This window comes from Streptomyces fradiae (genome assembly GCF_041270065.1).
In the GTDB taxonomy this organism is placed as follows: domain Bacteria; phylum Actinomycetota; class Actinomycetes; order Streptomycetales; family Streptomycetaceae; genus Streptomyces.
Window position 1 is genome coordinate 2,795,104 of sequence record NZ_CP065958.1, and the last position, 23,718, is coordinate 2,818,821.

Annotated in this window: 21 protein-coding genes and 1 tRNA gene; 14 read left to right on the plus strand and 8 right to left on the minus strand. The window is 72.1% G+C overall.

Annotation, left to right across the window (positions count from 1 at the left end):
• Positions 1-2 precede the first annotated feature (2 nt).
• The 5 genes from JAO84_RS12535 (at position 3) to JAO84_RS12555 (ending at position 6,105) form a co-directional block, all read left to right on the plus strand.
• Positions 3-923 carry a siderophore-interacting protein gene (locus JAO84_RS12535; RefSeq protein WP_370412946.1) on the plus strand — a complete coding sequence of 307 codons (921 nt, stop codon included), beginning with the start codon at positions 3-5 and terminating at the stop codon, positions 921-923.
• A 128-nt stretch (positions 924-1,051) separates the two neighbouring features.
• Positions 1,052-2,497 (plus strand): aspartate aminotransferase family protein, encoded by a 1,446-nt coding sequence (locus JAO84_RS12540; protein WP_370412947.1) that lies wholly within the window; start codon positions 1,052-1,054, stop codon positions 2,495-2,497.
• Entirely contained in the window at positions 2,478-3,749 is a 1,272-nt protein-coding gene (locus JAO84_RS12545; protein WP_370412948.1) for a lysine N(6)-hydroxylase/L-ornithine N(5)-oxygenase family protein, read from the plus strand. The genes JAO84_RS12540 and JAO84_RS12545 overlap by 20 nt, the downstream gene beginning before the upstream one ends.
• The gene (locus tag JAO84_RS12550; RefSeq protein ID WP_370412949.1) at positions 3,746-4,306 is read left to right on the plus strand and encodes a GNAT family N-acetyltransferase; all 561 of its coding nucleotides are present in this window, start codon (positions 3,746-3,748) and stop codon (positions 4,304-4,306) included. Before JAO84_RS12545 ends, JAO84_RS12550 begins: the two co-directional genes overlap by 4 nt.
• Positions 4,303-6,105 (plus strand): IucA/IucC family siderophore biosynthesis protein, encoded by a 1,803-nt coding sequence (locus tag JAO84_RS12555; RefSeq protein ID WP_370412950.1) that lies wholly within the window; start codon positions 4,303-4,305, stop codon positions 6,103-6,105. The genes JAO84_RS12550 and JAO84_RS12555 overlap by 4 nt, the downstream gene beginning before the upstream one ends.
• 108 nt (positions 6,106-6,213) lie before the next feature.
• On the opposite strand, the gene JAO84_RS12560 is transcribed toward JAO84_RS12555, so the two are convergent.
• Entirely contained in the window at positions 6,214-7,824 is a 1,611-nt protein-coding gene (locus JAO84_RS12560; RefSeq protein WP_370412951.1) for a beta-N-acetylhexosaminidase, read from the minus strand.
• A gap of 281 nt (positions 7,825-8,105) precedes the next feature.
• On the opposite strand from JAO84_RS12560, the gene JAO84_RS12565 reads away from it, so the two are divergent.
• The gene (locus JAO84_RS12565) at positions 8,106-8,381 is read left to right on the plus strand and encodes a hypothetical protein (RefSeq protein ID WP_265862652.1); all 276 of its coding nucleotides are present in this window, start codon (positions 8,106-8,108) and stop codon (positions 8,379-8,381) included.
• A gap of 71 nt (positions 8,382-8,452) precedes the next feature.
• Complete coding sequence (gene glmS / locus JAO84_RS12570; RefSeq protein ID WP_370412952.1) at positions 8,453-10,270, plus strand: glutamine--fructose-6-phosphate transaminase (isomerizing); 1,818 nt, start codon at positions 8,453-8,455, stop codon at positions 10,268-10,270.
• A 141-nt stretch (positions 10,271-10,411) separates the two neighbouring features.
• Here the strand turns inward: glmS and JAO84_RS12575 are convergent, their stop codons facing one another.
• Positions 10,412-10,972, minus strand: coding sequence for a GPR1/FUN34/YaaH family transporter (locus JAO84_RS12575; RefSeq protein WP_370412953.1), 561 nt, complete (start codon positions 10,970-10,972; stop codon positions 10,412-10,414).
• 154 nt (positions 10,973-11,126) lie between these two features.
• Positions 11,127-11,648 (minus strand): universal stress protein, encoded by a 522-nt coding sequence (locus JAO84_RS12580; protein ID WP_370412954.1) that lies wholly within the window; start codon positions 11,646-11,648, stop codon positions 11,127-11,129.
• Positions 11,649-11,972: 324 nt separating this feature from the next.
• Here JAO84_RS12580 and JAO84_RS12585 point away from each other — a divergent pair, with 324 nt between their 5' ends.
• The 4 genes from JAO84_RS12585 (at position 11,973) to JAO84_RS12600 (ending at position 14,827) form a co-directional block, all read left to right on the plus strand.
• Positions 11,973-12,389, plus strand: a complete 417-nt coding sequence (locus tag JAO84_RS12585) for a hypothetical protein (RefSeq protein ID WP_370412955.1) — start codon at positions 11,973-11,975, stop codon at positions 12,387-12,389.
• A 307-nt stretch (positions 12,390-12,696) separates the two neighbouring features.
• Positions 12,697-13,875, plus strand: coding sequence for a helix-turn-helix domain-containing protein (locus JAO84_RS12590; RefSeq protein WP_370412956.1), 1,179 nt, complete (start codon positions 12,697-12,699; stop codon positions 13,873-13,875).
• A gap of 140 nt (positions 13,876-14,015) precedes the next feature.
• Complete coding sequence (gene orn, locus JAO84_RS12595) at positions 14,016-14,627, plus strand: oligoribonuclease (RefSeq protein WP_265862660.1); 612 nt, start codon at positions 14,016-14,018, stop codon at positions 14,625-14,627.
• Between the two features lie 127 nt (positions 14,628-14,754).
• Positions 14,755-14,827 (plus strand) — tRNA-His (locus tag JAO84_RS12600).
• 107 nt (positions 14,828-14,934) lie between these two features.
• Here the strand turns inward: JAO84_RS12600 and JAO84_RS12605 are convergent.
• Together JAO84_RS12605 and JAO84_RS12610 are read right to left on the minus strand one after the other, a co-directional pair.
• Positions 14,935-15,798, minus strand: coding sequence for a glycosyltransferase family 2 protein (locus JAO84_RS12605; protein WP_370416738.1), 864 nt, complete (start codon positions 15,796-15,798; stop codon positions 14,935-14,937).
• Between the two features lie 122 nt (positions 15,799-15,920).
• Entirely contained in the window at positions 15,921-16,493 is a 573-nt protein-coding gene (locus JAO84_RS12610; protein ID WP_370412957.1) for a GNAT family N-acetyltransferase, read from the minus strand.
• Positions 16,494-16,658: 165 nt separating this feature from the next.
• Here JAO84_RS12610 and JAO84_RS12615 point away from each other — a divergent pair, with 165 nt between their 5' ends.
• The 3 genes from JAO84_RS12615 to JAO84_RS12625 are packed head-to-tail and all read left to right on the plus strand — an operon-like array spanning position 16,659 to position 19,770.
• Complete coding sequence (locus tag JAO84_RS12615) at positions 16,659-18,020, plus strand: ABC transporter substrate-binding protein (RefSeq protein WP_370412958.1); 1,362 nt, start codon at positions 16,659-16,661, stop codon at positions 18,018-18,020.
• Positions 17,975-18,928: a carbohydrate ABC transporter permease gene (locus tag JAO84_RS12620; protein WP_370416739.1), complete on the plus strand. Its 954-nt coding sequence runs from the start codon at positions 17,975-17,977 to the stop codon at positions 18,926-18,928. The genes JAO84_RS12615 and JAO84_RS12620 overlap by 46 nt, the downstream gene beginning before the upstream one ends.
• Positions 18,928-19,770, plus strand: coding sequence for a carbohydrate ABC transporter permease (locus tag JAO84_RS12625; protein WP_370412959.1), 843 nt, complete (start codon positions 18,928-18,930; stop codon positions 19,768-19,770). Before JAO84_RS12620 ends, JAO84_RS12625 begins: the two co-directional genes overlap by 1 nt.
• A 132-nt stretch (positions 19,771-19,902) precedes the next feature.
• Here the strand turns inward: JAO84_RS12625 and JAO84_RS12630 are convergent, their stop codons facing one another.
• The 3 genes from JAO84_RS12630 to JAO84_RS12640 all read right to left on the minus strand — a co-directional run bounded on the left by JAO84_RS12630 (position 19,903) and on the right by JAO84_RS12640 (position 23,689).
• Positions 19,903-21,381 (minus strand): cellulose binding domain-containing protein, encoded by a 1,479-nt coding sequence (locus JAO84_RS12630; protein ID WP_370412960.1) that lies wholly within the window; start codon positions 21,379-21,381, stop codon positions 19,903-19,905.
• Between the two features lie 215 nt (positions 21,382-21,596).
• Positions 21,597-22,982, minus strand: coding sequence for an ATP-binding protein (locus JAO84_RS12635; protein WP_370412961.1), 1,386 nt, complete (start codon positions 22,980-22,982; stop codon positions 21,597-21,599).
• Positions 22,979-23,689 carry a response regulator transcription factor gene (locus JAO84_RS12640; RefSeq protein WP_370412962.1) on the minus strand — a complete coding sequence of 237 codons (711 nt, stop codon included), beginning with the start codon at positions 23,687-23,689 and terminating at the stop codon, positions 22,979-22,981. The genes JAO84_RS12635 and JAO84_RS12640 overlap by 4 nt, the downstream gene beginning before the upstream one ends.
• Positions 23,690-23,718 lie beyond the last annotated feature (29 nt).

Below are 23,718 nucleotides of genomic sequence, written 5' to 3' on the forward strand. Positions count from 1 at the left end.
CCATGACGAACGCCGAGACCGCCCCGTTCCAGTTCTTCTCCCTCCAGGTCGACCGGACGCGGCGGCTCGGCCCGTCCCTGGTCCGGGTCACCTTCGCGGGCGACGACCTCGTCGGCGAGGAGCTGAAGGGCTTCGCCGCCGGGGGCCGCGACCAGTCGCTCTCCCTCTTCCTGCCGCACCCCGGGCAGGACGCCCCCGTACTGCCGCCGCTCGACGACCCGGACATGTACGCGATCCTGGGCGCCTACCGGGCGATGCCGCACGACGAGCGGGCCGTGATGCGCTCGTACACCGTCCGCGAGCAGCGCACCGCGCCCGACGGGCGCACCGAGGTCGACATCGACTTCGCGATCCACGAGGACGGCGGCCCGGCCTGCCGCTGGGCGCAGCGCGCCGAGACCGGCGACCGGGTGGTCGTCCTCGGCCCGGCGGTGGCCGACAACACCGGCGTGCGCTTCCAACTCCCGGACGACGCCGACTCCGTACTGATCTGGGGCGACGAGACGGCCCTGCCGGCCGCCTCCGCGATCCTGGAGTGGCTGCCGGCCGAGACCCGCGCCCACGTGTACCTCGAAGTCCCCTACTCCGGCGACCGCACGGAGTTCGCCACGGTGGCGGACGCGACCGTCACCTGGCTGGTACGGGAGGAGGGCGCGCCGTCCGCCCTGGAGGCGATCGCGGGCGCCGAACTGCCCGGCGAGAACCCGTACGTGTGGATCGCCGGCGAGTCCGGCGCGGTGAAGGCGCTGCGCCGCCACTTCGTACGCGAACGCGGCCTGGACCGGCGGAAGGTGACCTTCGTCGGCTACTGGCGCAAGGGTCTGTCCGAGGACGCCCTGCGCGAGGTCCCGGACGAGACGGAGACGGACGCGCAGACGGATGCCCCGACGGTCACTCAGACGGACGCCCCCTCGGCGGCGTAGCGAACCGGACAATCGGCCACAGCCCCTCGACTCGGCGGAGTCGGGGGGCTTTTCCGTACTCAAAATTAGGTTAGGCTAACCTTACTTACACCGACCGAGTCCGCTCCCGCTCCCGGAAGGGCCCCCACATGCGCTCCCACCTGCTCAACGACACGACGGCGGACGTCTACCGACGTTCCGTCACCGAAGGAGTCGAGCGGGTGGCGAGGAAACTCGCCACGACGCGCGGCCCGTTCACGGGCGTCACGCCCGCCGAACTCGCCCCCGTCGTCGACGCCGTCGACCTCGACAAGCCGCTCGGTGACGCCTCCGCCGCCCTCGACGAGCTGGAGGACGTGTACCTGCGGGACGCCGTCTACTTCCACCACCCCCGCTACCTCGCCCACCTCAACTGCCCGGTGGTCATCCCCGCCGTGCTCGGCGAGGCCGTGCTCTCCGCCGTCAACTCCTCCCTCGACACCTGGGACCAGAGCGCCGGGGGCACCCTCATCGAGCGGAAACTGATCGACTGGACCGCCGCCCGGATCGGCCTCGGGCCGCTCGCCGACGGCGTGTTCACCAGCGGCGGCACCCAGTCCAACCTCCAGGCGCTGCTGCTCGCCCGCGAGGAGGCCGGGACGACGGATCTGAAGAAGCTCCGCATCTTCTCCTCCGAGTGCAGCCACTTCAGCGTCCAGAAGTCCGCCCAGCTGCTCGGCCTCGGCCGCGACGCCGTCGTCCCGATCCCGGTCGACCGCACCAAGCGCATGCAGTCGGTGGTCCTCGCCGCCGAGCTGGAGGCCTGCCGCGCCGAGGGCCTGATCCCGATGGCGATCGTCGCCACCGCCGGCACCACCGACTTCGGCTCCATCGACCCGCTGCCGGAGATCGCCGCCCTGGCCGCCGAGTACGGCGCCTGGATGCACGTGGACGCCGCCTACGGCTGCGGACTGCTCGCCTCGCCGACCCGCCGCCACCTCCTCGACGGCATCGAGCACGCCGACTCGGTCACCGTCGACTACCACAAGTCCTTCTTCCAGCCGGTGAGTTCCTCCGCCGTCCTGGTCCGCGACGGCGCCACGCTGCGGCACGCGACCTACCACGCCGAGTACCTCAACCCGCGCCGCACGCTGGCCGAGCGGATCCCCAACCAGGTCGACAAGTCCCTGCAGACCACCCGCCGCTTCGACGCCCTCAAACTGTGGCTGACCCTGCGCGTCATGGGCGCCGACGGCGTCGGCGGGCTCTTCGACGAGGTCTGCGACCTGGCCCGGCAGGGCTTCGAGCTGCTCGCCGCCGACCCGCGCTTCGACGTGGTCGTCGAGCCCCAGCTGTCCACCCTGGTCTGGCGCTACGTCCCCGAGAACGCCTCCACGCCCGAGGACATCGACCGCGCCAACCTGCACGCCCGCAAGGCCCTCTTCGCCTCCGGCGAGGCCGCGGTCGCGGGCACGAAGGTCGACGGCCGTCAGTACCTCAAGTTCACCTTGCTCAACCCCGAGACGACCGTGGCCGACATCGCCGCCGTCCTCGATCTGATAGCCGGCCACGCCGAGCAGTACCTGGGAGAGAACCTTGTCCACGCAGCCTCTTGATTTCATCGGCATCGGTCTCGGTCCGTTCAACCTCGGCCTCGCCTGCCTCACCGAGCCCATCGCCGAACTGAACGGCCTCTTCCTGGAGTCCAAGCCGGACTTCGAGTGGCACTCGGGGATGTTCCTCGAAGGCGCCCACCTCCAGACCCCGTTCATGTCGGACCTGGTCACCCTCGCGGACCCGACCTCGCCGTACTCCTTCCTCAACTACCTGAAGGAGAAGGGCCGACTGTACTCGTTCTACATCCGCGAGAACTTCTATCCGCTGCGCGCCGAGTACAACGACTACTGCCGCTGGGCCGCCGGCAAGCTCTCCTCGATCCGCTTCTCCACGACCGTCGCCTCCGTCTCGTACGAGGAGACCGAGGAGCTGTACGTGGTGACCACGGCCGCCGGAGAGACGTTCCGGGCCCGCCGGATCGTCCTCGGCACCGGCACCCCGCCGTACGTCCCCGAGCCCTGCCGGGAGCTCGGCGGCGACCTGATCCACAACTCGCGCTACCTCCCGCACAAGGAGGAGCTCCAGAAGAAGAAGTCGATCACGATCGTCGGCAGCGGCCAGAGCGCCGCCGAGATCTACTACGACCTGCTCAGCGAGATCGACGTCCACGGCTACAAGCTGAACTGGGTCACCCGCTCCCCGCGCTTCTTCCCGCTCGAATACACCAAGCTCACCCTGGAGATGACCTCCCCGGAGTACGTGGACTACTTCCACGCGCTGCCCGAGGAGACCCGCTACCGCCTGGAGTCGCAGCAGAAGGGCCTGTTCAAGGGCATCAACGGCGAGCTCATCGACGGCATCTTCGACCTGCTCTACCAGAAGAACTTCGCCGGCCCGGTCCCCACCCGGCTGCTCACCAACTCCGCGCTGCGCACCGCCTCGTACGACGATGCGACGGGCACGTACACGCTCGGCTTCCGCCAGGAGGAGCAGGAGAAGGACTTCACGGTCGAGACCGAGGGCCTGATCCTCGCCACCGGCTACAAGTACGCCGTCCCCGACTTCCTCGCGCCGATCGGCGACCGGCTCCGCCTGGACTCCCAGGGCCGCTTCGACGTCGCCCGCAACTACGCGATCGACACCACCGGCCGCGCCGTGTTCCTGCAGAACGCCGGCGTCCACACCCACTCGATCACCTCGCCCGACCTGGGCATGGGCCCCTACCGGAACGCCTACATCATCGCCGAGATGCTCGGCGCCGAGTACTACCCCGTCGAGAAGACCATCGCGTTCCAGGAGTTCGCCGTATGAGCACGAAGAGCACGACGAGCGCGATGAGCTCGATCAGCATCCGCCCCCTCGATCCGCTGACGGACGCCGAGCTGATCCACCCCTGGGTCACCCACCCCAAGGCCGCGTTCTGGATGATGCAGGACCACCGGCTCCAGGACGTCGAGCGCGAGTACATGGCGATCGCCGCCGACCCGCACCACGACGCCTTCATCGGCAGCGTGGACGGCGTGCCCGCCTTCCTCATGGAGCGCTACGACCCCGCGATGGCCGAACTGGTCGGCCTGTACGAGCCGGAGCCCGGCGACGTCGGCATGCACTTCCTGGTCGCGCCCAGCGACACCCCCGTGCACGGCTTCACCCGCACCGTGATCACCGCCGTGATGCGCGAGCTGTTCGCCGACCCGGCCACCGCCCGGGTGGTCGTCGAGCCGGACATACGCAACACCGCCGTGCACGCGCTCAACGCGGCCGTCGGCTTCGTGCCCGAGCGGGAGGTCGAGAAGCCGGAGAAGACGGCCCTGCTGAGCTTCTGCACCCGCGCCCAGTTCGAGTCCGCCATGGGGGTCGCCGCGTGAGCGCCTTCGCCAACAGCCCCGTCACCGACAACAGCCCCGTCGCCCACCTCACCCCCGAGCGCTGGGCCGACGCCAACCGCGCCCTGATCCGCAAGGCCCTCGCCGAGTTCGTCCACGAGCGGCTGCTCGACCCGCGCGAGCTCGGCGACAGCCGCTACGCGGTGCTGAGCGACGACCGGCGCACCGAGTACCGCTTCACCGCCGACCGCTTCGCGCTCGACCACTGGCAGGTCTACCCCGAGTCGATCAGCCGGCACCGGGGCAGCGAGCAACTGCCGCTCGACGCCCTGCAGTTCGTCATCGAGCTGCGCGGCGCGCTCGGCCTCAGCGACGAGATCCTGCCGGTGTACCTGGAGGAGATCTCCGCCACCCTGGCCGGTACGGCGTACAAGGCGACCAAGCCGCGCGTCACCTCCGCCGAGCTCGCCCGGGCCGGCTTCCAGGCGATCGAGACCGGGATGACCGAGGGCCACCCCTGCTTCGTCGCCAACAACGGGCGGCTCGGCTTCGGCGTCGACGAGTACCGCGCCTACGCCCCGGAGGCCGCGAGCCCGGTGCACCTGGTGTGGCTGGCCGCGCACCGCGACCGCACCACCTTCACGGCCGGCGCCGGCATCGACTACGAGACCTTCGTACGGGCCGAGCTCGGCGACGCGGCCGTCGACGGCTTCGCCGCGACCCTCGCCGCGCGCGGCCTGGACCTCGCCGACTACCTCCTGATCCCGGTCCACCCCTGGCAGTGGTGGAACAAGATGGCGGTCACCTTCGCCGCCGAGGTCGCGCAGCAGCGCCTGGTGTACCTGGGCGAGGGGACGGACGCGTATCTGGCGCAGCAGTCCATCCGTACCTTCTTCAACTCCACCGACCCGGCCAAGCACTATGTGAAGACGGCGCTCTCCGTCCTCAACATGGGCTTCATGCGCGGCCTCTCGGCGGCCTACATGGAGGCCACACCGGCCATCAACGACTGGCTGGCCGGTCTGATCGAGGCCGACGACACCCTGCGCGCGGCCCGCTTCTCGATCATCCGCGAGCGGGCGGCGGTCGGCTACCGGCACCTGGAGTACGAGGCGGCCACCGACCGCTACTCCCCCTACCGCAAGATGCTGGCCGCGCTGTGGCGGGAGTCCCCGGTGCCGTCCCTGGCCGAGGGCGAGCGGCTCGCCACGATGGCCTCGCTGCTGCACGTCGACCACGCGGGCGCGTCCTTCGCGGGCGCGCTGGTCAAGGAGTCGGGCCTGGCCCCGGCGGAGTGGCTGCGGAAGTACCTCGACGCCTATCTGGTCCCGGTGCTGCACTCCTTCTACGCGTACGACCTGGTCTACATGCCGCACGGCGAGAACGTGATCCTGGTCCTCGACGAGCGGGGCGCGGTGGCGCGGGCGATCTTCAAGGACATCGCCGAGGAGATCTGCGTCATGGACCCGGACGCGGTGCTGCCGCCGGCCGTGGAGCGGATCCGGGCCGAGGTCCCAGAGGACATGAAGCTGCTGTCCGTGTTCACGGACGTCTTCGACTGCTTCTTCCGCTTCCTCGGCGCGACGCTCGCGGCGGAGGGCGTCCTCGGCGAGGACGACTTCTGGCGCACGGTCGCCGCCTGCGTGAAGGACTACCAGGCGGGCAAGCCGGAGCTGGCGGACCGGTTCGCGCAGTACGACCTGTTCGCGGAGACCTTCGCGCTCTCCGCGCTCAACCGCCTCCAGCTGCGCGACAACCGGCAGATGGTCGACCTCGCGGACCCCTCGGGGGCGCTGCAGCTGGTCGGCGACCTGGTGAACCCGATCGCGCGGTTCGCCTGACGGACGGGCCGACAGACGGCCACAGACGGGCGTGGCCCCGGCGGAGTACGGTCCTCCGCCGGGGCCACGCCGTATGCACATGCCGTGTTCATACGGGGGACACGGCCGTCACTCGGCCGGCCACGGCACCTGCGGCGAGCGGTAGTAGTCGATGCCGAGCGCGTCCAGCCGCGGCCCCTGCTGTGCGAGCCGCGCCCGGTAGGACTCCCAGTCGTGGGCGGCCGCCGGCGACCAGCCGAGTTCGGCGATGCCGGCCACCCGCGGGAAGGCCATCCGGTCGATGTGGACGCTCTGCGAGACGGTCTCCGTCCACAGCGGCGCCTCGACGCCCGCGACCGCCTCCTCGGGCAGCCCCGGAAGGAGCGCGCCCGGATCCCAGTCGTACGAGCGCCGCACCTCGACGTAACCGGCCCAGGAGAGCCCGAGCGGGGTCTCCTTCGTGTACTTCATGTCGAGGTAGGCCCGGTCGGCGGGCGACAGGATGATCCCGGTCCCGGCCCGCCCGGCCGCCGCGACCTGCGCCTTCTCGCCGGCCGGCGAGCGGTCGAGCCCCCAGTACTGGACGAGTGCGCCGGGCGCGGGCCGGGCGCCGGTGAGCTGGTGCCAGCCGATGACGGTCTTGCCGTACTTCGCGACGAGCGGCTGGACCCGGTCCATGAAGGCCACGTAGTCGGCGTGGCTGGTGGAGTGCGCCTCGTCGCCGCCGATGTGGAGGTAGCGGCCGGGGGTGAGCACGGCGAGCTCGCGGATCACGTCCTCCACGAAGTCGTACGTGCGGTCGTTCGGCACGCACAGCGAGCTGAAGCCGACGCTGGTGCCGGTGTAGAGCGGCGGGGCGGCGCGGTCGCAGTTGAGCTCGGCGTAGGAGGCGAGGGCCGCGTTGGTGTGGCCGGGCATGTCGATCTCGGGCACGACCTCCTGGTAGCGGGAGGCGGCGTAGCGGACGATCTCCTGGTAGTCGTCCTTCGTGTAGGAGCCGCCGGGGCCGCCGCCGACCTGGGTGGAGCCGCCGTACGCGGCGAGCCGGGGCCAGGAGTCGATCGCGATGCGCCAGCCCTGGTCGTCGCTGAGGTGCAGGTGCAGGGTGTTGACCTTGTAGAGGGCGAGCTGGTCGATGTAGCGCTTGACCTGGTCGACGGTGAAGAAGTGCCGGGAGACGTCGAGCATCGCGCCGCGGTAGGCGAAGCGCGGGGTGTCGGTGACGGTGCCGCCGGCGATCTGCCAGGGCCCGGACTGCACGGTGCGCCTCTCGACGGCGGCGGGCAGCTGCTGGCGCAGGGTCTGCACGCCGCGGAACAGTCCGGCGGGGGCGCGGGCGGTGAGGGTGACGCCGTCGCGGCCGGAGCGCAGCTCGTACCCCTCGTCGCCGAGCACGGTGGCGCGCCGGTCGATCCGCAGCAGGATGCCGCCGCGGGCCGCGTGGTCGTCGACGACGGGCAGCGGATAGCCGGTGGAGGGGCGGAGCACTCCGGCGAGGTAGCGGCCGATCGCGCGGGACTCGTGGTCGGCGGCGTCGACGCGGACGGCGGTGCGGTGGGTGAGGGTGTATGGGGCGCCGCCGGGGGTCACTGAGGCGGGCGCCGGCACGACGTCGCCGAGCGGGCGGACGAGGGGTTCGGCGGAGCCACCGGAGGCGGCGGCGCCGGAACCGGAGGAGGCCACACCGGCGAGGAGCAGGGAGGAGAGCAGGAGGAGCGGAAGCGTTCTGCGCGGAGTCACAGGCGGGTCCCTTTCGACGGGATGCCCGGCGGAACACCCGGCGGGGTGTCCGGCGGGGTGTCCGACAGGCATACGGCTGCGGGCGTGTGGCTGCGGGCTTTGCGTATCCGACGTATCTGACGCGACTGACGTATCCGAACGGTCACCATGCGTACCCTCTGCCCCGCCGAGGGTCAAGGTGTAGACCAATTAGCCCATCTGGCGGCGTGATCATGACCCCTCCTGCCCGAAATCGGGCAGGATTGTTGCCATGACCCTCGGGTAACCCTCAGTATTCACGGGTGCTCGAACGCCGCCCGTCGCACGACGACCTCATCGACCACCTGGTCCGCAGCACCTCGCTCCAGCGTGGTGAGGCCGCCCGGGTGATCCTCGACGTCCTCGCGTACTTCGACGAGTCGACCGAGGACTTCGTCCGCCGCCGGCACCGCGAACTGCAGTCCGGCGGGGCGGTGAACGCCGAGATCTTCGAGCGGATCGCGGCCGAACTGCCGCACCGCGCGGTGGCACCGCCGGAGCTCTCGCTGCGGCAACTGCGCCGCATCGTCTACGGCTGAGCGTCCACGGCCGAAGCGAATGCAGCGCGGCTGAGCAGCACCTGTCGTCAACCTGGAGGGGTTTCACCTTTATGTGCGGAATTGTCGGTTACATCGGTAAGCGCGACGTGGCCCCGCTGCTCCTGGAGGGCCTGGCCCGCCTCGAGTACCGCGGCTACGACTCGGCCGGCATGGTCGTCACCAGCCCGAAGGCCGCCGGCCTGAAGATGGTCAAGGCCAAGGGCCGGGTCCGTGACCTGGAGGCCCGGGTCCCCAAGCGCTTCACCGGCACCACCGGCATCGCCCACACCCGCTGGGCCACCCACGGCGCCCCCAGCGACATCAACTCGCACCCCCACCTGGACCCCGAGAACAAGGTCGCGGTCGTCCACAACGGCATCGTCGACAACGCCGCCGAGCTGCGCACCAAGCTGGAGGCCGAGGGCGTCGTCTTCGCCTCCGAGACCGACACCGAGGTGATCACCCACCTGATCGCCCGCTCCCAGGCCGAGACCCTTGAGGAGAAGGTCCGCGAGGCGCTCAAGCACATCGAGGGCACCTACGGCATCGCCGTGATGCACGCCGACTTCAACGACCGCATCGTGGTGGCCCGCAACGGCTCCCCGGTCATCCTCGGCATCGGCGAGAAGGAGATGCTCGTCGCCTCCGACGTCGCCGCCCTGATCGCCCACACCCGCCAGGTCGTCACCCTCGACGACGGCGAGATGGCCACCCTCAAGGCCGACGACTTCCGCACCTACACCACCTCGGGCGCCTCCACCACGGCCACCCCCGAGACGGTCGAGTGGGAGGCCGCCTCGTACGACATGGGCGGCCACGACACCTTCATGCACAAGGAGATCTCCGAGCAGCCCGACGCGGTCGACCGCGTGCTGCGCGGCCGGATCGACGACCGCTTCTCCACCGTGCACCTGGGCGGCCTGAACCTGGACCCGCGCGAGGCCCGCACCATCCGCCGGATCAAGATCCTCGGCTGCGGCACCTCGTACCACGCCGGTCTGATCGGCGCCGGGCTCATCGAGTCCATGGCCCGCATCCCCGCCGACGCCGAGCCGGCCTCCGAGTTCCGCTACCGCAACCCGGTCGTCGACCCCGACACCCTCTACATCGCGGTCTCCCAGTCCGGCGAGACGTACGACGTCCTCGCCGCCGTCCAGGAGCTCAAGCGCAAGGGCGCCCGCGTCCTCGGCGTGGTCAACGTGGTCGGCTCCGCGATCGCCCGCGAGGCGGACGGCGGCATGTACGTGCACGCCGGCCCCGAGGTCTGCGTCGTCTCCACCAAGTGCTTCACCAACACGGTGGTGGCCTTCGCGCTGCTCGCCCTGCACCTCGGCCGCATCCGCGACCTGTCCGTCACCGACGGCAAGCGGATCATCGAGGGCCTGCGCAAGCTGCCCGGCCAGATCGAGGAGATCCTCAAGTCCGAGGACGAGATCAAGAAGCTGGCCAAGGAGTACGCGGGCGCCCAGTCGATGATGTTCATCGGCCGCGTCCGGGGCTACCCGGTCGCCTTGGAGGCCTCCCTCAAGCTGAAGGAGATCTCCTACATCCACGCCGAGGCCTACCCGGCCTCCGAGCTGAAGCACGGCCCGCTCGCCCTGATCGAGCCGGCCCTGCCGACGGTCGCCATCGTCCCCGACGACGACCTCCTGGAGAAGAACCGCGGCGCCCTGGAGGAGATCAAGGCCCGCAGCGGCCGCATCCTCGCCGTCGCGCACCAGCCGCAGGAGAAGGCCGACCACACCATCGTCGTGCCGAAGAACGAGGACGAGCTCGACCCCATCCTGATGGGCATCCCGCTCCAGCTCCTCGCCTACCACACGGCGCTCGCCATGGGCCGCGACATCGACAAGCCGCGCAACCTGGCCAAGTCCGTCACGGTCGAGTAGCGGGGCCGCCGGGCCTGTCCCCCGGCCCCCCGCCCACCGGGCCTGTCCCCCGGTGGTCGACCGGACACAAGAGCGGCCTCCGTGCATCCCAGGTGCACGGAGGCCGCTCTTTCCTGCGCTGTTACGGGTACGGGTGCGGGCTCAGCTCGCCGCGGCCGCGCGGGACCCGCGGGCCAGCGAGGTCGGCCAGCCGGCCACCGCCGCCGTCGCGCCGTACCAGGCCGCGAGGCCCGCCACCGCGGCGACCCAGCCGCCCGCCTTGCCGAGGCCCGCGTTGTCGGCGAGGGCCCCGATGCCCGTCAGGAGCAGGGCGACGAAGAGCAGTCCGTACACACCCTGGCCGAAGAGGCCGCTGCCGCTCGACGCGACGGTGAGGGTGAGCGCGAGCAGCGCCCACAGCAGCAGGAAGAGCCCGGCGGCCTCGGCCGAACCGGCGTCGCCCACCCCGGTGCCCCAGGTGAACCAGAAGGCGCCGAGCGCCGAATAGGCCGTGCCCTCACCGGTGTTGCCGGCGCGGAGGGCGAGCAGCCCGACGAGGAACAGGGCCACTCCGCCGACCCAGGTCGCCAGGCCCGCGGCGTCGCCCGCGCCGACGTGGTCGATCACGCCGGTGGAGCCGATGCCGAAGGCCAGCAGGGTCAGGCCGAGTGCGAGGTGTCCGAGGGTGGAGGTGCTGTTTCCCGCGGCGGCTTCATTGGACACGGCGGGCTCCCTTCAGGTGTGCAGTTGTACTGCTTGGGTCACTTTGTTCCGGTGACTTTTATGTACCCTTCACAACCGCACAATTCACCTGGGGAAGGCCGAAATTATGGCCGAATCAAGGGAGTTGGAACGAAAGTTGCTGCCGTGACCGCTGTTACGGGATGACGATCACGGGGCGCTGGGCGCGGCGGGCGAGCCGGCCGGCCACCGAGCCGAAGATCCGCCCGACGATGCCGTGGGTCGAGCCGACCACGATCGCGTCGGCCGAGTACTCCTTGCCGACCTCCTCCAGTTCGTGGCAGATGTCGCCGCCGCGCTCGACCAGGATCCAGGGCACCTCGGAGAGGTGGTCGGCGCAGGCGAGCTCCAGGCCGAGGACCTCGGTGCGGTGGTCGGGGACGTCGACGAAGACCGGCGGTTCGCAGCCGGCCCACACGGTGGTGGGCAGCCGGTTGGCCACGTGCACGATGATCAGGCCGGAGCCGGAGCGGCGGGCCATGCCGATGGCGTACGCGAGGGCGCGTTCACTGGAGGTCGAGCCGTCGAAGCCGACGACGACGCCGTGCCGGAAGGCCGGATCGCAGGAGTGACGTGGCTGTTCCACCGCGAGGGGGTCGACCGTGGAGTCGGCGACGCGCTTGCGGTCCGCGGGTTCGGGGAATTCGTGACCGGCCATCGGTGTCTCGGCGAAGAAGGTCCTCTGGGAGGGACGGAAGGGGAGAGGGAGCGGAACAACGGTTGGCGGCGGAGCTGTGTCCGGGAATCATCTTCCCAAGCCCATACCCCCAAGGGTACGGCGACACTCCTCCCGTGCCCAGGGGCGACCGCCGGGCGCCGTTACGGCGTCCCAGGGAGCATGCACGAGCCCCGCGCCGTAGCGCAATGCCGGATGTGCCCTACAGGTGTCCGTACGGGGGCCAAACGGACGCCTCGCGCAGTGACCGGAACGTTCCGCTCCTCGTTTCCACAGGTCAACGTCACCGTCGCAGGGAGCCCGCCCGTGCCCGCACCGTCACCCATGGACACCGACGCCCCGTTTGACCCCGCCGCGCTCGCCTCCGCCGAGACGGTCACCGCGGTCTGCGTACCCCCCGGCGGCGCCCCGGCGCACGGCCGGCCCCCGGGCCCGCGCGGGCGCCGCCGGGCCGCGCCGGACCGGCCCGGTGGAACCGTCGGACCCGGTGGCACCGTCGGACCGGACGCCGGGGGCGACGTGGTGCGCTGGGCGGTGTTCTGCTGCGTCCTGGTGCCGGTGGTCCTGCTGGTCTACGGGACCTCCCTGGGCGGCGCCGCCGGCACCGCGCTCGGCCTCGCGGCGGTCACCGCGGCCTGCCGGGTGCTGCTGCGCCGCTCGGAACGCGGGCTGCGGACCGAGCTCCGGGACGGGCTACGGGACGGGCGCCACTCGCGGAGTTGACAGGGTCGCACAGCCGATCCCGTATGTTTTCAGCCAAGTTCCGGTACTCGGCGAGTCCTTGGCCGAAGACCGCTCAACCCGCGTAGGTGCTGGCATCACCGCGCTGTACTGGGCTTCACGATCGAATGCTTCACGCCAAGTTGCCATGTCGACAATGTGCCGGAAGGAGAACTTGTCACTCGGGCACTGCGGGACACAGTAGATTCGATCATGGATACCGAAGACTGGGGTCTCGCGCAAAACCGAGGGGAAACGTGGCACATCCACATGACCAGGGAGACGCCAACACCGAGGGGGGCTTAGCGTCATGAGCCAGGACTCCGCCGCACCGGAGGCGGCACGGAAGCTGTCCGGGCGCCGCCGTCGCGAAGTCGTCGCGGTACTGCTGTTCAGCGGTGGCCCCATCTTCGAGAGCTCCATCCCGCTCTCCGTTTTCGGCATCGACCGCCAGGACGCGGGGGTGCCGCGCTACCGGCTGCTGGTGTGCGCCGGCGAGGAAGGCCCGCTGCGGACCACAGGGGGACTCGAACTCACCGCGCCCTACGGCCTGGAGGCGATCAGCCGGGCGGGCACCGTCGTCGTGCCGGCCTGGCGTTCCATCACCTCGCCGCCGCCCCCGGAGGCGCTCGAAGCGCTCCGCCGGGCGCACGAGGAGGGCGCGCGCATCGTCGGTCTGTGCACCGGCGCGTTCGTCCTCGCCGCCGCCGGGCTGCTCGACGGCCGCCCGGCGACCACGCACTGGATGTACGCGCCGACGCTCGCCAAGCGCTATCCGTCGGTCCACGTGGACCCGCGGGAGCTCTTCGTCGACGACGGCGACGTGCTGACCTCGGCCGGCACCGCGGCCGGAATCGATCTGTGTCTGCACATCGTGCGGACCGACCACGGCACGGAGGCCGCGGGCGCCCTGGCGCGCCGGCTGGTCGTCCCGCCGCGGCGCAGCGGCGGTCAGGAGCGCTACCTCGACAGGTCTTTACCTGAGGAGATCGGCGCCGACCCGCTGGCCGAGGTCGTCGCCTGGGCGCTCGAGCACCTCCACGAGCAGTTCGACGTGGAGACCCTCGCGGCGCGCGCGTACATGTCACGGCGGACCTTCGACCGCCGGTTCCGCTCGCTGACCGGCTCGGCGCCGCTGCAGTGGCTGATCACCCAGCGGGTGCTCCAGGCACAGCGGCTCCTGGAGACCTCCGACTACTCGGTCGACGAGGTCGCCGGGCGCTGCGGCTTCCGCTCGCCGGTGGCCCTGCGCGGCCACTTCCGGCGGCAGCTGGGCTCCTCGCCGGCCGCATATCGGGCGGCGTACCGGGCCCGGCGGCCGCAGGGCGAAGGCGGTACGGCGCTGCTCGACGCGGTGGTCCCGGCCCAGGCCCAGGTCCCGGCGGCCCCGCGCCGTCCGGGCGGCCACCTCCTGGACCCCGGCAAGCCGCCGTCGGACGCCTTCACGCCGGGCCGCCCGGCCCTCCCGGGCCAGCGGAGCGCCCCGTAACCGGCCCCCGTACCGCGCGCCACAAAGCGCGCACCGAGAAACCGAAGGGCCCCCCGGACACCACCCAGGGGGCCCTTCGGCCATTCCGTGGCCGCGGCCGTTCTTCGGCCCCGGCCCCCCTTCGGCCATAAGGTAGACGCATGAACGATCGCATGGTGTGGATCGACTGCGAGATGACCGGGCTCTCGCTGACGGACGACGCACTCATCGAGGTGGCCGCGCTGGTCACCGACTCGGAACTGAACGTGCTCGGCGAAGGCGTGGACATCGTGATCCGCCCGCCGGACGCGGCCCTGGAGACCATGCCGGAGATCGTGCGCGAGATGCACACGAAGTCCGGGCTGCTCGACGCGCTGGCCGGGGGCACCACCCTCGCCGACGCCGAGGCCCAGGTCCTCGCGTACATCCGCGAGCACGTGAAGGAGCCCGGCAAGGCCCCGCTGTGCGGGAACTCGGTCTCCACCGACCGCGGCTTCCTCGCCCGCGACATGCCGGCCCTGGAGAAGCACCTCCACTACCGGATCGTCGATGTCTCCTCGGTCAAGGAACTGGCCCGCCGCTGGTACCCGAGGGCGTACTTCAACAGTCCGGAGAAGAACGGCAACCACCGGGCGCTCGCGGACATCCGCGAGTCGATCGCCGAGCTCCGCTACTACCGGGAGGCGATCTTCGTGCCGCAGCCCGGCCCGGACTCGGAGACCGCGAAGCAGATCGCGGCCCGCCACGTCATCGCCGGCGACAGCTCCCACTAGGGGGCGCGAGGGGGCCTGCTCGCGCCGGAAAGACGCTCGAAAGAAACGTGTGCGCGAGCACCCCCCGAGACCCTGTAGACTTCTTCTCGGCCGGTCAGGGAAGCCCTCGGGCGAATGACCGGTCATGGTGGGTGTAGCTCAGCTGGTAGAGCACCTGGTTGTGGTCCAGGATGCCGCGGGTTCGAGTCCCGTCACTCACCCTGAAGGGTCGAGGCCCCGGTTCGGAAGAACCGGGGCCTCGCTCGTTCTCCGACCCGGATACGAGAGCGGCCCCGCCCCTGGAGAGGGCAGGGCCGGGCGGTGTGTCTCAGATCACCGGCGGGCGGCCGAGCCGGCCCATCCGCCAGACCGTGGCCCAGCTCATCGGCCGGCGGTCGCCGCCGGACCGGCGGACGCCCTCGGCGAAGCCGCCGAACCAGGCGCGCAGCCCCGGCAGCGAGCGGGTGCGGGCGATCGTGAGCAGGGTCCACACGCCCAGGTAGACGGGGACGAGCGGGGCCGGCAGGTTCCGCTTCGCCAGCCAGACCCGGTTGCGGGCCGTCATCCGGTAGTAGACCGCGTGCCGGGCCGGGCTGGTCTTCGGGTGCTGGAGCAGCAGCTCCGGCGCGTACCGCACGGTCCAGCCCGCGTCGAGCGCGCGCCAGGCCAGGTCGGTCTCCTCGTGGGTGAAGAAGAAGTCCTCCGGCCAGCCGCCGACCTGGTCCAGCATCCGCATCGACAGGCCGTGGCCGCCGCCGAGGAAGGTGGTCACCTCGCCGCCGCGCATCGGGTCCTTGGCGCCCAGCCGGGGCACATGGCGGCGCTGCGTCTCGCCGTGCTCGTCGGCGATCCGGAAGGAGACGATGCCGAGCGCCGGCTCCGCCCCGTACAGGTCGGCGAGCCGCCGGAAGACATCGGTGTCGACGAGCAGACCGTCGTCGTCGAGGTCCACGACGACATCGACGTCGCCGAAGGAGCGGAGGGTCTCGATGGCGACGTTGCGGCCGCCGGACACCCCGCGGTTCTCCGGGAGCTCCACGCCGTGCACCCCGTCCGGCAGCTCGGCGAGCGAACCGGTGCCGTTGCCGATCACCACGACCCGGGCGGGCGGCTCGTCCTGCATGGCCACCGAATCGAGCAGCGCCCGCAGCTCCTTCGGGCGTGTGCCCATCGTCAGCACCGCCACACCCATACGCGGTCGCGCCACAACCCACTCCGTTTCCTTGCCGTCATCAAGCGTCAAGCGTCCCGCGATGCTAACGGCCCCGCGTTCCCGCCTGTTCATGTGTACGGCACTCAGGGCATGTCCCGCCGTCAGCGCAGGTCGCGCCGCATCAGGACCCGGGGGTGGCCGGCGAGGACCGAGGTGGTGTCGGCGGCGTGGACGAACCCGGCGCGCTCGAAGTTCCTCCGCAGCCCCGCGTACGCCATGGTCGTGTCGACCCGCGCGTCGCCGTTGTCCACCGGGTACGCCTCGACGACCGGGGCGCCGTGGGCGCGGGCGAACTCGACCGCGCCGGTGATCAGGGCGTGCGAGATGCCCTGCTTGCGGTGGCCGGGGCGGACCCGGACGCACCACAGCGACCACACCGGCAGGTCGTCGAGGTGCGGGATCGTGCGGCTGCGGGCGTACGAGGTGTCGGCGCGCGGCGCCACGGCCGCCCAGCCGACCGGCTCGTCCCCGTCGTACGCGAGGACCCCGGGCGGTACGGCACCGGCGCACAGCTCCGCGACGTACGCACCGCGCTCCGGCCCGCGCATCGCGTGGTCGAGCTTGGCCGGGATGCGATGGCTGAGGCACCAGCAGACGGTGGCGGTCGGCGACTTCGGGCCGATGACGGCCGCCGTGTCCGCGAAGTCCGACGCCGGACGCACCTCGATGCTCATCCCGTTCTCCCCTCTCGTACCGCTCGTACCGCTCATCCGTACCCTCGCCCCCTCCGGTCCCGTCAGCCTCGCACGTCAACGCCTCACCCGCCGGGGATTCATCCACCGGGGCCTTCACCGGCGAGCGTCCCCGGACGGCCCGCCGGACCGCATTACGGTCGCGCCATGTCCCGGCGTACGAGAAGCAGCAGCGGCCCCCGCCGCGCCGTCGCCCGGCGGGTCACCGCGCTCGCGCTCGCCCTGCTGCTCGGCGCGGGCCTCACCGCGGGCTGCGCCACCGACCCGCCCGGGCCGCGCCGGACCGGTGAGAAGGGCGGGGTGGATCCGGCGGGGCGGCCGGTCACCCTGACGGTCGGAGTGTTCGGGGCCTTCGGGCTCAAGGAGGCCGGGCTCTACGACACGTACATGCGGCTCCATCCCGACGTGGCGGTCCGGCAGACCTCGATCGAGCGGAACGAGAACTACTACCCGCAGCTGATCACCCATCTGGTCACCGGCTCGGGCCTCGCCGACGTGCAGGCCGTGGAGGTCGGGAACATCGCCGAGGTGGTCGGCACGCAGGGGCCGCGCCTGGTGGACCTGGGCGCGGTGCCGGGGGTGGACCGGGCGGCGTTACTGCCGTGGAAGTGGGCGCAGGGCACCGGCCGGGACGGGCGCACGGTCGCGCTCGGCACCGACGTCGGCCCGCAGGCGGTCTGCTACCGCAAGGACCTGTTCGCGCGGGCCGGGCTGCCGACCGGCCGGGCGGAGGTGGGGCGGCTGTGGGCCGGGGACTGGCGGCGGTTCCTGGCGGCAGGGCGGCGGTTCGCGGCGAAGGCGCCGGCCGGGACGGCGTTCACGGACTCGGCGTCCGGGGTCCTCTCGGCGGTCGTCAGCAGCAACCCCCGGCGCTTCTACGACGAGCGGGGCGCCCTCGTCGTGGGCTCCGACCCGGGCGTACGGGAGGCCTGGGACCTGGCCGCGGCCTTCGCCCGGCAGGGGCTCACGGCCCGGCTGCAGCAGTTCACGCCCGGCTGGGACCAGGGATTCGCGAACGGGGCCTTCGCGACCGTGGTGTGCCCGGCCTGGATGCTCGGCTACATCGAGGACAAGGCGGGCCAGGCGGGGCGGGGCCGCTGGGACGTGGCGGCGGCGCCCCGGCCGGGCAACCGGGGCGGTTCCTTCCTGGTCGTCCCCAAGGCCGGCCCGCACCGGACGGAGGCGGCCGAGCTCGCCGCGTGGCTGACCGCCCCGGCCCAGCAGGCCCGGGTCTTCGCCCGCCGGGGCAGCTTCCCGAGCGCCTCCGCCGCGCACGCCCTGCCGTCGGTGGCCGGCGCCCGCCACCCGTACTTCGGCGACACCCCGGTGGGCGCGATCTTCGGGGCGGCGGCCCGCGGTGTGCCGTCGGCGCCGATCGGCCCGAAGGAGGGCCTGGTCGCCCAGCTCCTGACCGACGGCGGCATGCTCCTGGTCGACCAGACGGGCCGCGACCCGGACGAGGCCTGGGCGGACGCGCTGCGGTCGATCGACAACGCCCTGGACCGGTGACGGTGACGGTGTCGGTGAGGCGGCGTGTCGACCGCTGGGTGCCGTACGGGCTCGTCGCGCCCTTCTTCGTCCTCTTCGGCGCCTTCGGGCTCTTCCCGCTCCTCTACACCGGCTGGGCCTCGCTGCACCGGGTCGAGCTGACGGCGCTCGACCGGCCCGAGTGGGTGGGCCTGCGCAACTACACCCGGCTCGCCGAGGATCCGTACTTCTGGAACGCGCTGGTGAACACCTTCGTGATCGGCGTGCTCTCGACGGTGCCCCAGCTGCTGCTCGCGCTCGGCGTTGCGCATCTGCTCGACGCGCGGCTGCGGGCGCGCGGCTTCTTCCGGGTGGTGGCGCTCGCGCCGTACGCGACCTCGGTGGCGGCGGCGACGCTGGTGTTCGCGCTGCTCTTCGGGCGCGAACACGGGCCGGTGAACTGGGCGTTCACGGCGGCCGGGCTGGCGCCGGTGGACTGGCAGAACGGGCCGTGGGCGGCCAAGGCGGCGGTGTCGGCGATCGTGGTGTGGCGGTGGACCGGCTACAACGCGCTGATCTATCTGGCGGCGATGCAGACCGTGCCGCGCGAGCTGTACGAGGCGGCGGCGCTCGACGGGGCCTCGCGGTGGCGGCGGTTCGTCCATGTCACGCTGCCGGCGCTGCGGCCGACGATCCTGTTCACGGTCGTCGTGTCGACGATCGGGGCGACGCAGCTGTTCGGCGAGCCGCTGCTCTTCGACGCCGGGACGGGCGCCTCGGGCGGGGCGGACCACCAGTTCCAGACGCTGGGGCTCTACCTGTACGAGCAGGGGTGGGTGAACCTGCATCTGGGGCGGGCCTCGGCGATCGCCTGGGTGATGCTGCTGATCCTGCTCGTCGTGTTCGGGGCGGCCCGGCTCGTGCGCTCGCGGCTCCGGGGGCGGGCCTGATGCGGGGCAAGGGGAGCGAGGGGGGCGAGCGGGCAGGCTGGGGCACGTACACCCTGCTCCTGCTGTTCTGCGCGGTCTCCCTCTTCCCGCTCGTGTGGGCGGCGGTGGCCGCCTCGCGGACGACCACCCGGCTCGCGCACACCCCGCCGCCGCTGCGCTTCGGCCGGAACCTGCCCGAGCACCTGGCCGTCGCATGGACCGACGCCCGGCTCGGCGCGGCGCTGTTCAACACCGTGCTCGTGGCGGGGCTGATCGCGGCGGGCACGGTCCTGGTGGCGACCCTGGCCGGTTTCGCCTTCGCGCGGCTGCGGTTCCGCTTCCGGGGCGCGCTGTTCGCGCTGGTGGTGGCGACGATGCTGATCCCGCCGCAGCTCGGCGTCGTACCGCTGTATCTGCTCGTGGCCCGGCTGCAGTGGACGGACGAGCTGCGGGCGGTGGTGCTGCCGGGTCTCGTGTCGGCGTTCGGGGTGTTCTTCATGCGGCAGCACCTGCTGCGCGCGCTGCCGGCCGAACTGGTCGAGGCGGCGCGGATGGACGGGGCGGGGCCGCTGCGGATCGTCTGGCACGTGGTGTTCCCGGCGGCGCGCCCGGCGATGGCGGTGCTCGGCACGCTGACCTTCGTGGCGGCCTGGAACGACTTCTTCTGGCCGGTGCTGGTGCTTACCCAGACGGGCAGTCCGACGGTGCAGGTGGCGCTGACCGGTCTGGGCCGCGGCTACATCCCGGACCGCTCGGTGGTGATGGCGGGCGCGTTGCTCGGCACGGTGCCGCTGCTGCTCGTGTTCGCGGTGCTCGGGCGGCTGGTGGTGGGCGGGGTGATGCGGGGCGCGGTGAAGGGGTGAGCCGGGGGACCGGAAAGGAGCGCGCCCCGGACGATGGTGGGGGTGGGACCGTCCGGGGCGCGCGGTGTGGGGGGCCGGAGTGGCTCGGGGTGTGGCTCGGGGTGTGGCTCGGGGTGTGGCTTGCTCGGGGTGCTACTTGTAGGCGCCGAAGGCCTTGGTGAAGGCCAGCGGCTGCTGGAGGATCGAGGAGCAGGTCGGGTCGGCGTAGTTCACGGCGCCGGACGCGCACTGCTTGTCGCGGGTCGCCGACCACATCGCCAGCCAGCCGATGCCCTTGGACTTGGCGAAGTCCACGAGCTGGGTGGCGTCGTCGACCTTGAAGACCTCGGACGAGACGTCGTTGACGCCGATCATCGGGGTGACGGCGACGGCCTTCCAGGCGGCCGCGTCGGAGAGCCCGAGGACGCCCTTGATCTGGGCCTGGGTGGCGGTGGCGGCCTGGATCGCGTACGTGCCCATGTCGCCGCTGTAGGCCGGTCCGTAGTCCATCGCCATGATGTTCACCGCGTCGACCCGGACGCCGTTGCGCTTCGCGTCGGCGATCAGGTCCACGCCCGGCTGGGTCAGGCCCTCGGGCATGACGGGCAGGGTGAACGACACGTTCAGGCCCGGGTGCGACTTCTGGAGCTGCGCGATGGCCTGGGAGCGGCGGGTGTTGGCGGCGGTGTCGGGGAGCGCGGCGCCCTCGATGTCGAAGTCGACCTTGGTGAGCTTGTACTGGTCGACGACCTTGCCGTACGCGGCGGCCAGCGCGTCCGCGGTCGAGCAGTTGAGCGCCAGCTCGTGCCCGGCGGCCCCGCCGAACGACACCCGCACGTCCCCGCCCTTGGCGCGCAGCGCCCCGATCTGCGCGGCGACCTTGTCCGAGGCGAGGTCGGTGACCCCGCCCCAGAGCGGGGCGCAGCTGCCGCCGGAGGTGATGAAGGCGAGGTTGAACTCCTTGACGCCGGTCGCGTCGACGGTGGAGAGGAGGTCGTACGCGGGGTAGAGGGAGGTGTCGACGTACGGCGCGAACTTCGCGGAGCCGGTGGTCGGGGGCGGGGTGGTCGTGGTGGGGGTCGGGGTCGGGGTGGCCGTCTTGGTGGGCGTGGGCGTCGGGGTAGCCGTCCTGGTGGGCGTCGGGCTCGGGGTAGGCGCCGTCGTCGTGGGACGCCCGGTGGGGGTGGGCGCGGGGCCGCCGGCGGCGCAGCTGGCCTTGTTGATGAGGCAGTTGACGGGGTCCCCGGCCTGCCCGGCCGCGGAGGTCACGAACCCGACGGTGACGGACTGCCCGGGCGCCAGCTGCCGGTTCCAGCTCGCGGGCTTCACGGTGACGTGCCGCCCGGAGACGGTGTGCTCGCCGTTCCACAGCGACCCGATCGTGGTCCCCTCCGGCAGGTCGAACTCCAGCGTCCAGTCCGACTGCGGCGCGTCGGTCTCGTTGGTGACGACGTACTGCCCGGTGTAGCCGCCGGTCCAGGAGCTGGTCCTGGTGTACGCCGCGCCGACGGACGCGGCCTGCGCGGTCCCGGAGAGCGCGAACGCCGCGCCCCCGATGACAGCCGCGGCCACGACCGCCCCGATCGCCTTGGTCCTGACGCTCGCCTTGCGCCGGTGTGCGCTGGTGCCCATCGCGTGCCTGCCTCTGTCTGCCGGGGGTGGTGTGTGGGGGGGGTGTGGGGGGTGGTGGGGTGCGGCAGCACGCTAGCGACTCGGAAACGGACAAATGCCCGATGACGGGGCGGGGTTGGGATTCTTAGGGTCCGCTTAAGGAGGACATCGGGACGGGAAAAGGTTGCGCCGTGAAGACCCCCCGAAACCGGACCCGACCCGACCCGCGGACCCCCTCAGCCCTGCTGGCTCCGGCCGCGGCGGCCCGTGCCCGCGCCCGCTCGGCGGCCCCGGCGCCGGGTCGGGGCGGGGGCGCGGCGGGCGTCGAGGGCGATCCAGATGCGGATCTCGGTGCCGCCGAGGACGGAGCGGCCGATGCGGACGTCGCCGCCGGTGGCCTCGGCCATGCGGCGGGCGATGTCGAGGCCGAGGCCGGTGGAGCCGTCTCGGCCGCTGCCCGCGCCGCGGGCGAGCGCGGCGGCGGGGTCGGGGATGCCGGGGCCGGCGTCGGAGACCAGGACGATGACGGCGTCGTCGCCGTTGTGGAGGTCCACGGAGAAGGCGGTGCCCTCCGGGGTGTGCCGGAAGACGTTGCCGAGGAGGGCGTCGAGCGCGGCGACGAGTTCGGGGCGCGCGACCGGGATGCGGACCGGACGGTCGACGCCCGCGACCCGTACCTTCCGGCCCTCGTCCTCCGCGAGCGCCGACCAGAAGTCCATCCGCTCGCGCACCACTTCGGCCGCGTCGCAGCCGGCGACCGGGCCGGTCGGCTGGGTCTGCGGCTTGGCCTCCCGGGCCGTACGGATGATCGTGTCGACCTCGCGCTCCAGCTGCTCGACCGCGGCCCGGGTCTGCTCGGCGGCCGGACCGGAGCCCAGCGAGGCCGCGTTGAGGCGGAGCACGGTGAGCGGGGTGCGCAGCCGGTGGGAGAGGTCGGCGGCGAGTTCGCGCTCGTTGGCGAGGAGCTGGACGACCTGGTCGGCCATCGAGTTGAAGGCGACGGCCGCGGACTTGAGCTCCGGCGGCCCCTCCTCCCGTACCCGCGCGCCCAGCCGCCCCTCGCCGAGTTCGTGCGCGGCGCGGGCGAGCCGCTGCGCGGGCTGCACCATGCGCAGGCCGAGCCGGTCGGCGACCGCGACCGATCCGACGATCAGGGCCGCGCCGACCGCCGCGAGCACCAGCCACGCCGTCGCGACGCCGTTGCTGACCTCGCCCTCGGGCACGAAGAGTTCGACGACGGCGACCTGCCCCGAGCTGACCGCGGTGGGCTGGAGCAGCACGAATCCGCCCGGCACCTCCGCGATCGTCGCCCGCCCGAGCCGCCGCGTGGTGCCCAGGTCCTCGCCGCTGGCCCGCCGGGACCCGATCGCCCGCCCCTTGCCGGGCAGATGGACGGCGAGCCGCCCCTCCGCGCCGTCGTCGGTGGTGGCGACGGCCCGTTCCAGCTGCTCGCGGTCGGTGGTGATGGCGAGCACCGGCGCCAGGCCGGAGGCCCGCCGCTCGGCGTTGGAGAAGGCCCGGTCGCGGGCCATCTCCTTGACGACGAGCCCGAGCGGTACGGCGAAGGCGACCACGACCATCACGGTGACGGCGAGCGACACCTTGACCAGCGCCCACCTCACGGCCGGGCCTCGGCGGCCCCGGCCGGCGGCTCCAGCTTCACGCCCACCCCGCGCAGGGTGTGCAGATAGCGGGGCCGGGCCGCCGTCTCGCCCAGTTTCCGCCGCAGCCAGGACAGATGGACGTCGATGGTCTGGTCGTCCCCGTACGCCTGCTGCCACACCTCGGCGAGCAGTTCCTTGCGCGAGACGACCACCCCGGGCCGCCCGGCGAGGAAGGCGAGCAGGTCGAACTCGCGGCGGGTCAGGTCGAGCGCCGCCCCGTCGAGGGCCGCCTGCCGCCGCAGCGGGTCGATGGCGAGCCCGCCGACCCGCAGCTCCCGGGACGGCGGCGCCTCGCCGGCCGAGGAACGGGCCCGGCGCAGGACCGCGGCCATCCGCGCGGACAGGTGCTCCACGGAGAACGGCTTGGTCAGATAGTCATCGGCCCCGTCGTTGAGCAGCCGTACGATCTCGGCCTCGTCGTCGCGGGCGGTCGCGATGATCACCGGCACGTCCGTGATCCCGCGCAGCATCTTCAGCGCCTCGGCCCCGTCGAGATCGGGCAGCCCGAGGTCGAGGATGACCACGTCGAAGCGGAAATGGGCGACCTCGCGCAACGCCTCCAGGGCCGTCCCGACGCTCCGCACGGTGTGGGAGGCCTCGGTGAGATGCCGGATGAGGGCGGAACGGACGAACTGGTCGTCCTCGACCACGAGCACACTTGCCATGGCCCGCACCGTACGCCATTCGGGGGACA

Coding starts and splice junctions, on each gene's coding strand:
- JAO84_RS12580 (WP_370412954.1), bottom strand. CDS start 11,648: ATGGCCGGTCACGAATTCCCCGAACCCGCGGACCGCAAGCGCGTCGCC.
- orn (WP_265862660.1), top strand. CDS start 14,016: ATGAACGATCGCATGGTGTGGATCGACTGCGAGATGACCGGGCTCTCG.
- JAO84_RS12625 (WP_370412959.1), top strand. CDS start 18,928: ATGCGGGGCAAGGGGAGCGAGGGGGGCGAGCGGGCAGGCTGGGGCACG.
- JAO84_RS12615 (WP_370412958.1), top strand. CDS start 16,659: ATGTCCCGGCGTACGAGAAGCAGCAGCGGCCCCCGCCGCGCCGTCGCC.
- JAO84_RS12540 (WP_370412947.1), top strand. CDS start 1,052: ATGCGCTCCCACCTGCTCAACGACACGACGGCGGACGTCTACCGACGT.
- glmS (WP_370412952.1), top strand. CDS start 8,453: ATGTGCGGAATTGTCGGTTACATCGGTAAGCGCGACGTGGCCCCGCTG.
- JAO84_RS12640 (WP_370412962.1), bottom strand. CDS start 23,689: ATGGCAAGTGTGCTCGTGGTCGAGGACGACCAGTTCGTCCGTTCCGCC.
- JAO84_RS12590 (WP_370412956.1), top strand. CDS start 12,697: ATGAGCCAGGACTCCGCCGCACCGGAGGCGGCACGGAAGCTGTCCGGG.
- JAO84_RS12605 (WP_370416738.1), bottom strand. CDS start 15,798: ATGGGTGTGGCGGTGCTGACGATGGGCACACGCCCGAAGGAGCTGCGG.
- JAO84_RS12550 (WP_370412949.1), top strand. CDS start 3,746: ATGAGCACGAAGAGCACGACGAGCGCGATGAGCTCGATCAGCATCCGC.
- JAO84_RS12630 (WP_370412960.1), bottom strand. CDS start 21,381: ATGGGCACCAGCGCACACCGGCGCAAGGCGAGCGTCAGGACCAAGGCG.
- JAO84_RS12535 (WP_370412946.1), top strand. CDS start 3: ATGACGAACGCCGAGACCGCCCCGTTCCAGTTCTTCTCCCTCCAGGTC.
- JAO84_RS12610 (WP_370412957.1), bottom strand. CDS start 16,493: ATGAGCATCGAGGTGCGTCCGGCGTCGGACTTCGCGGACACGGCGGCC.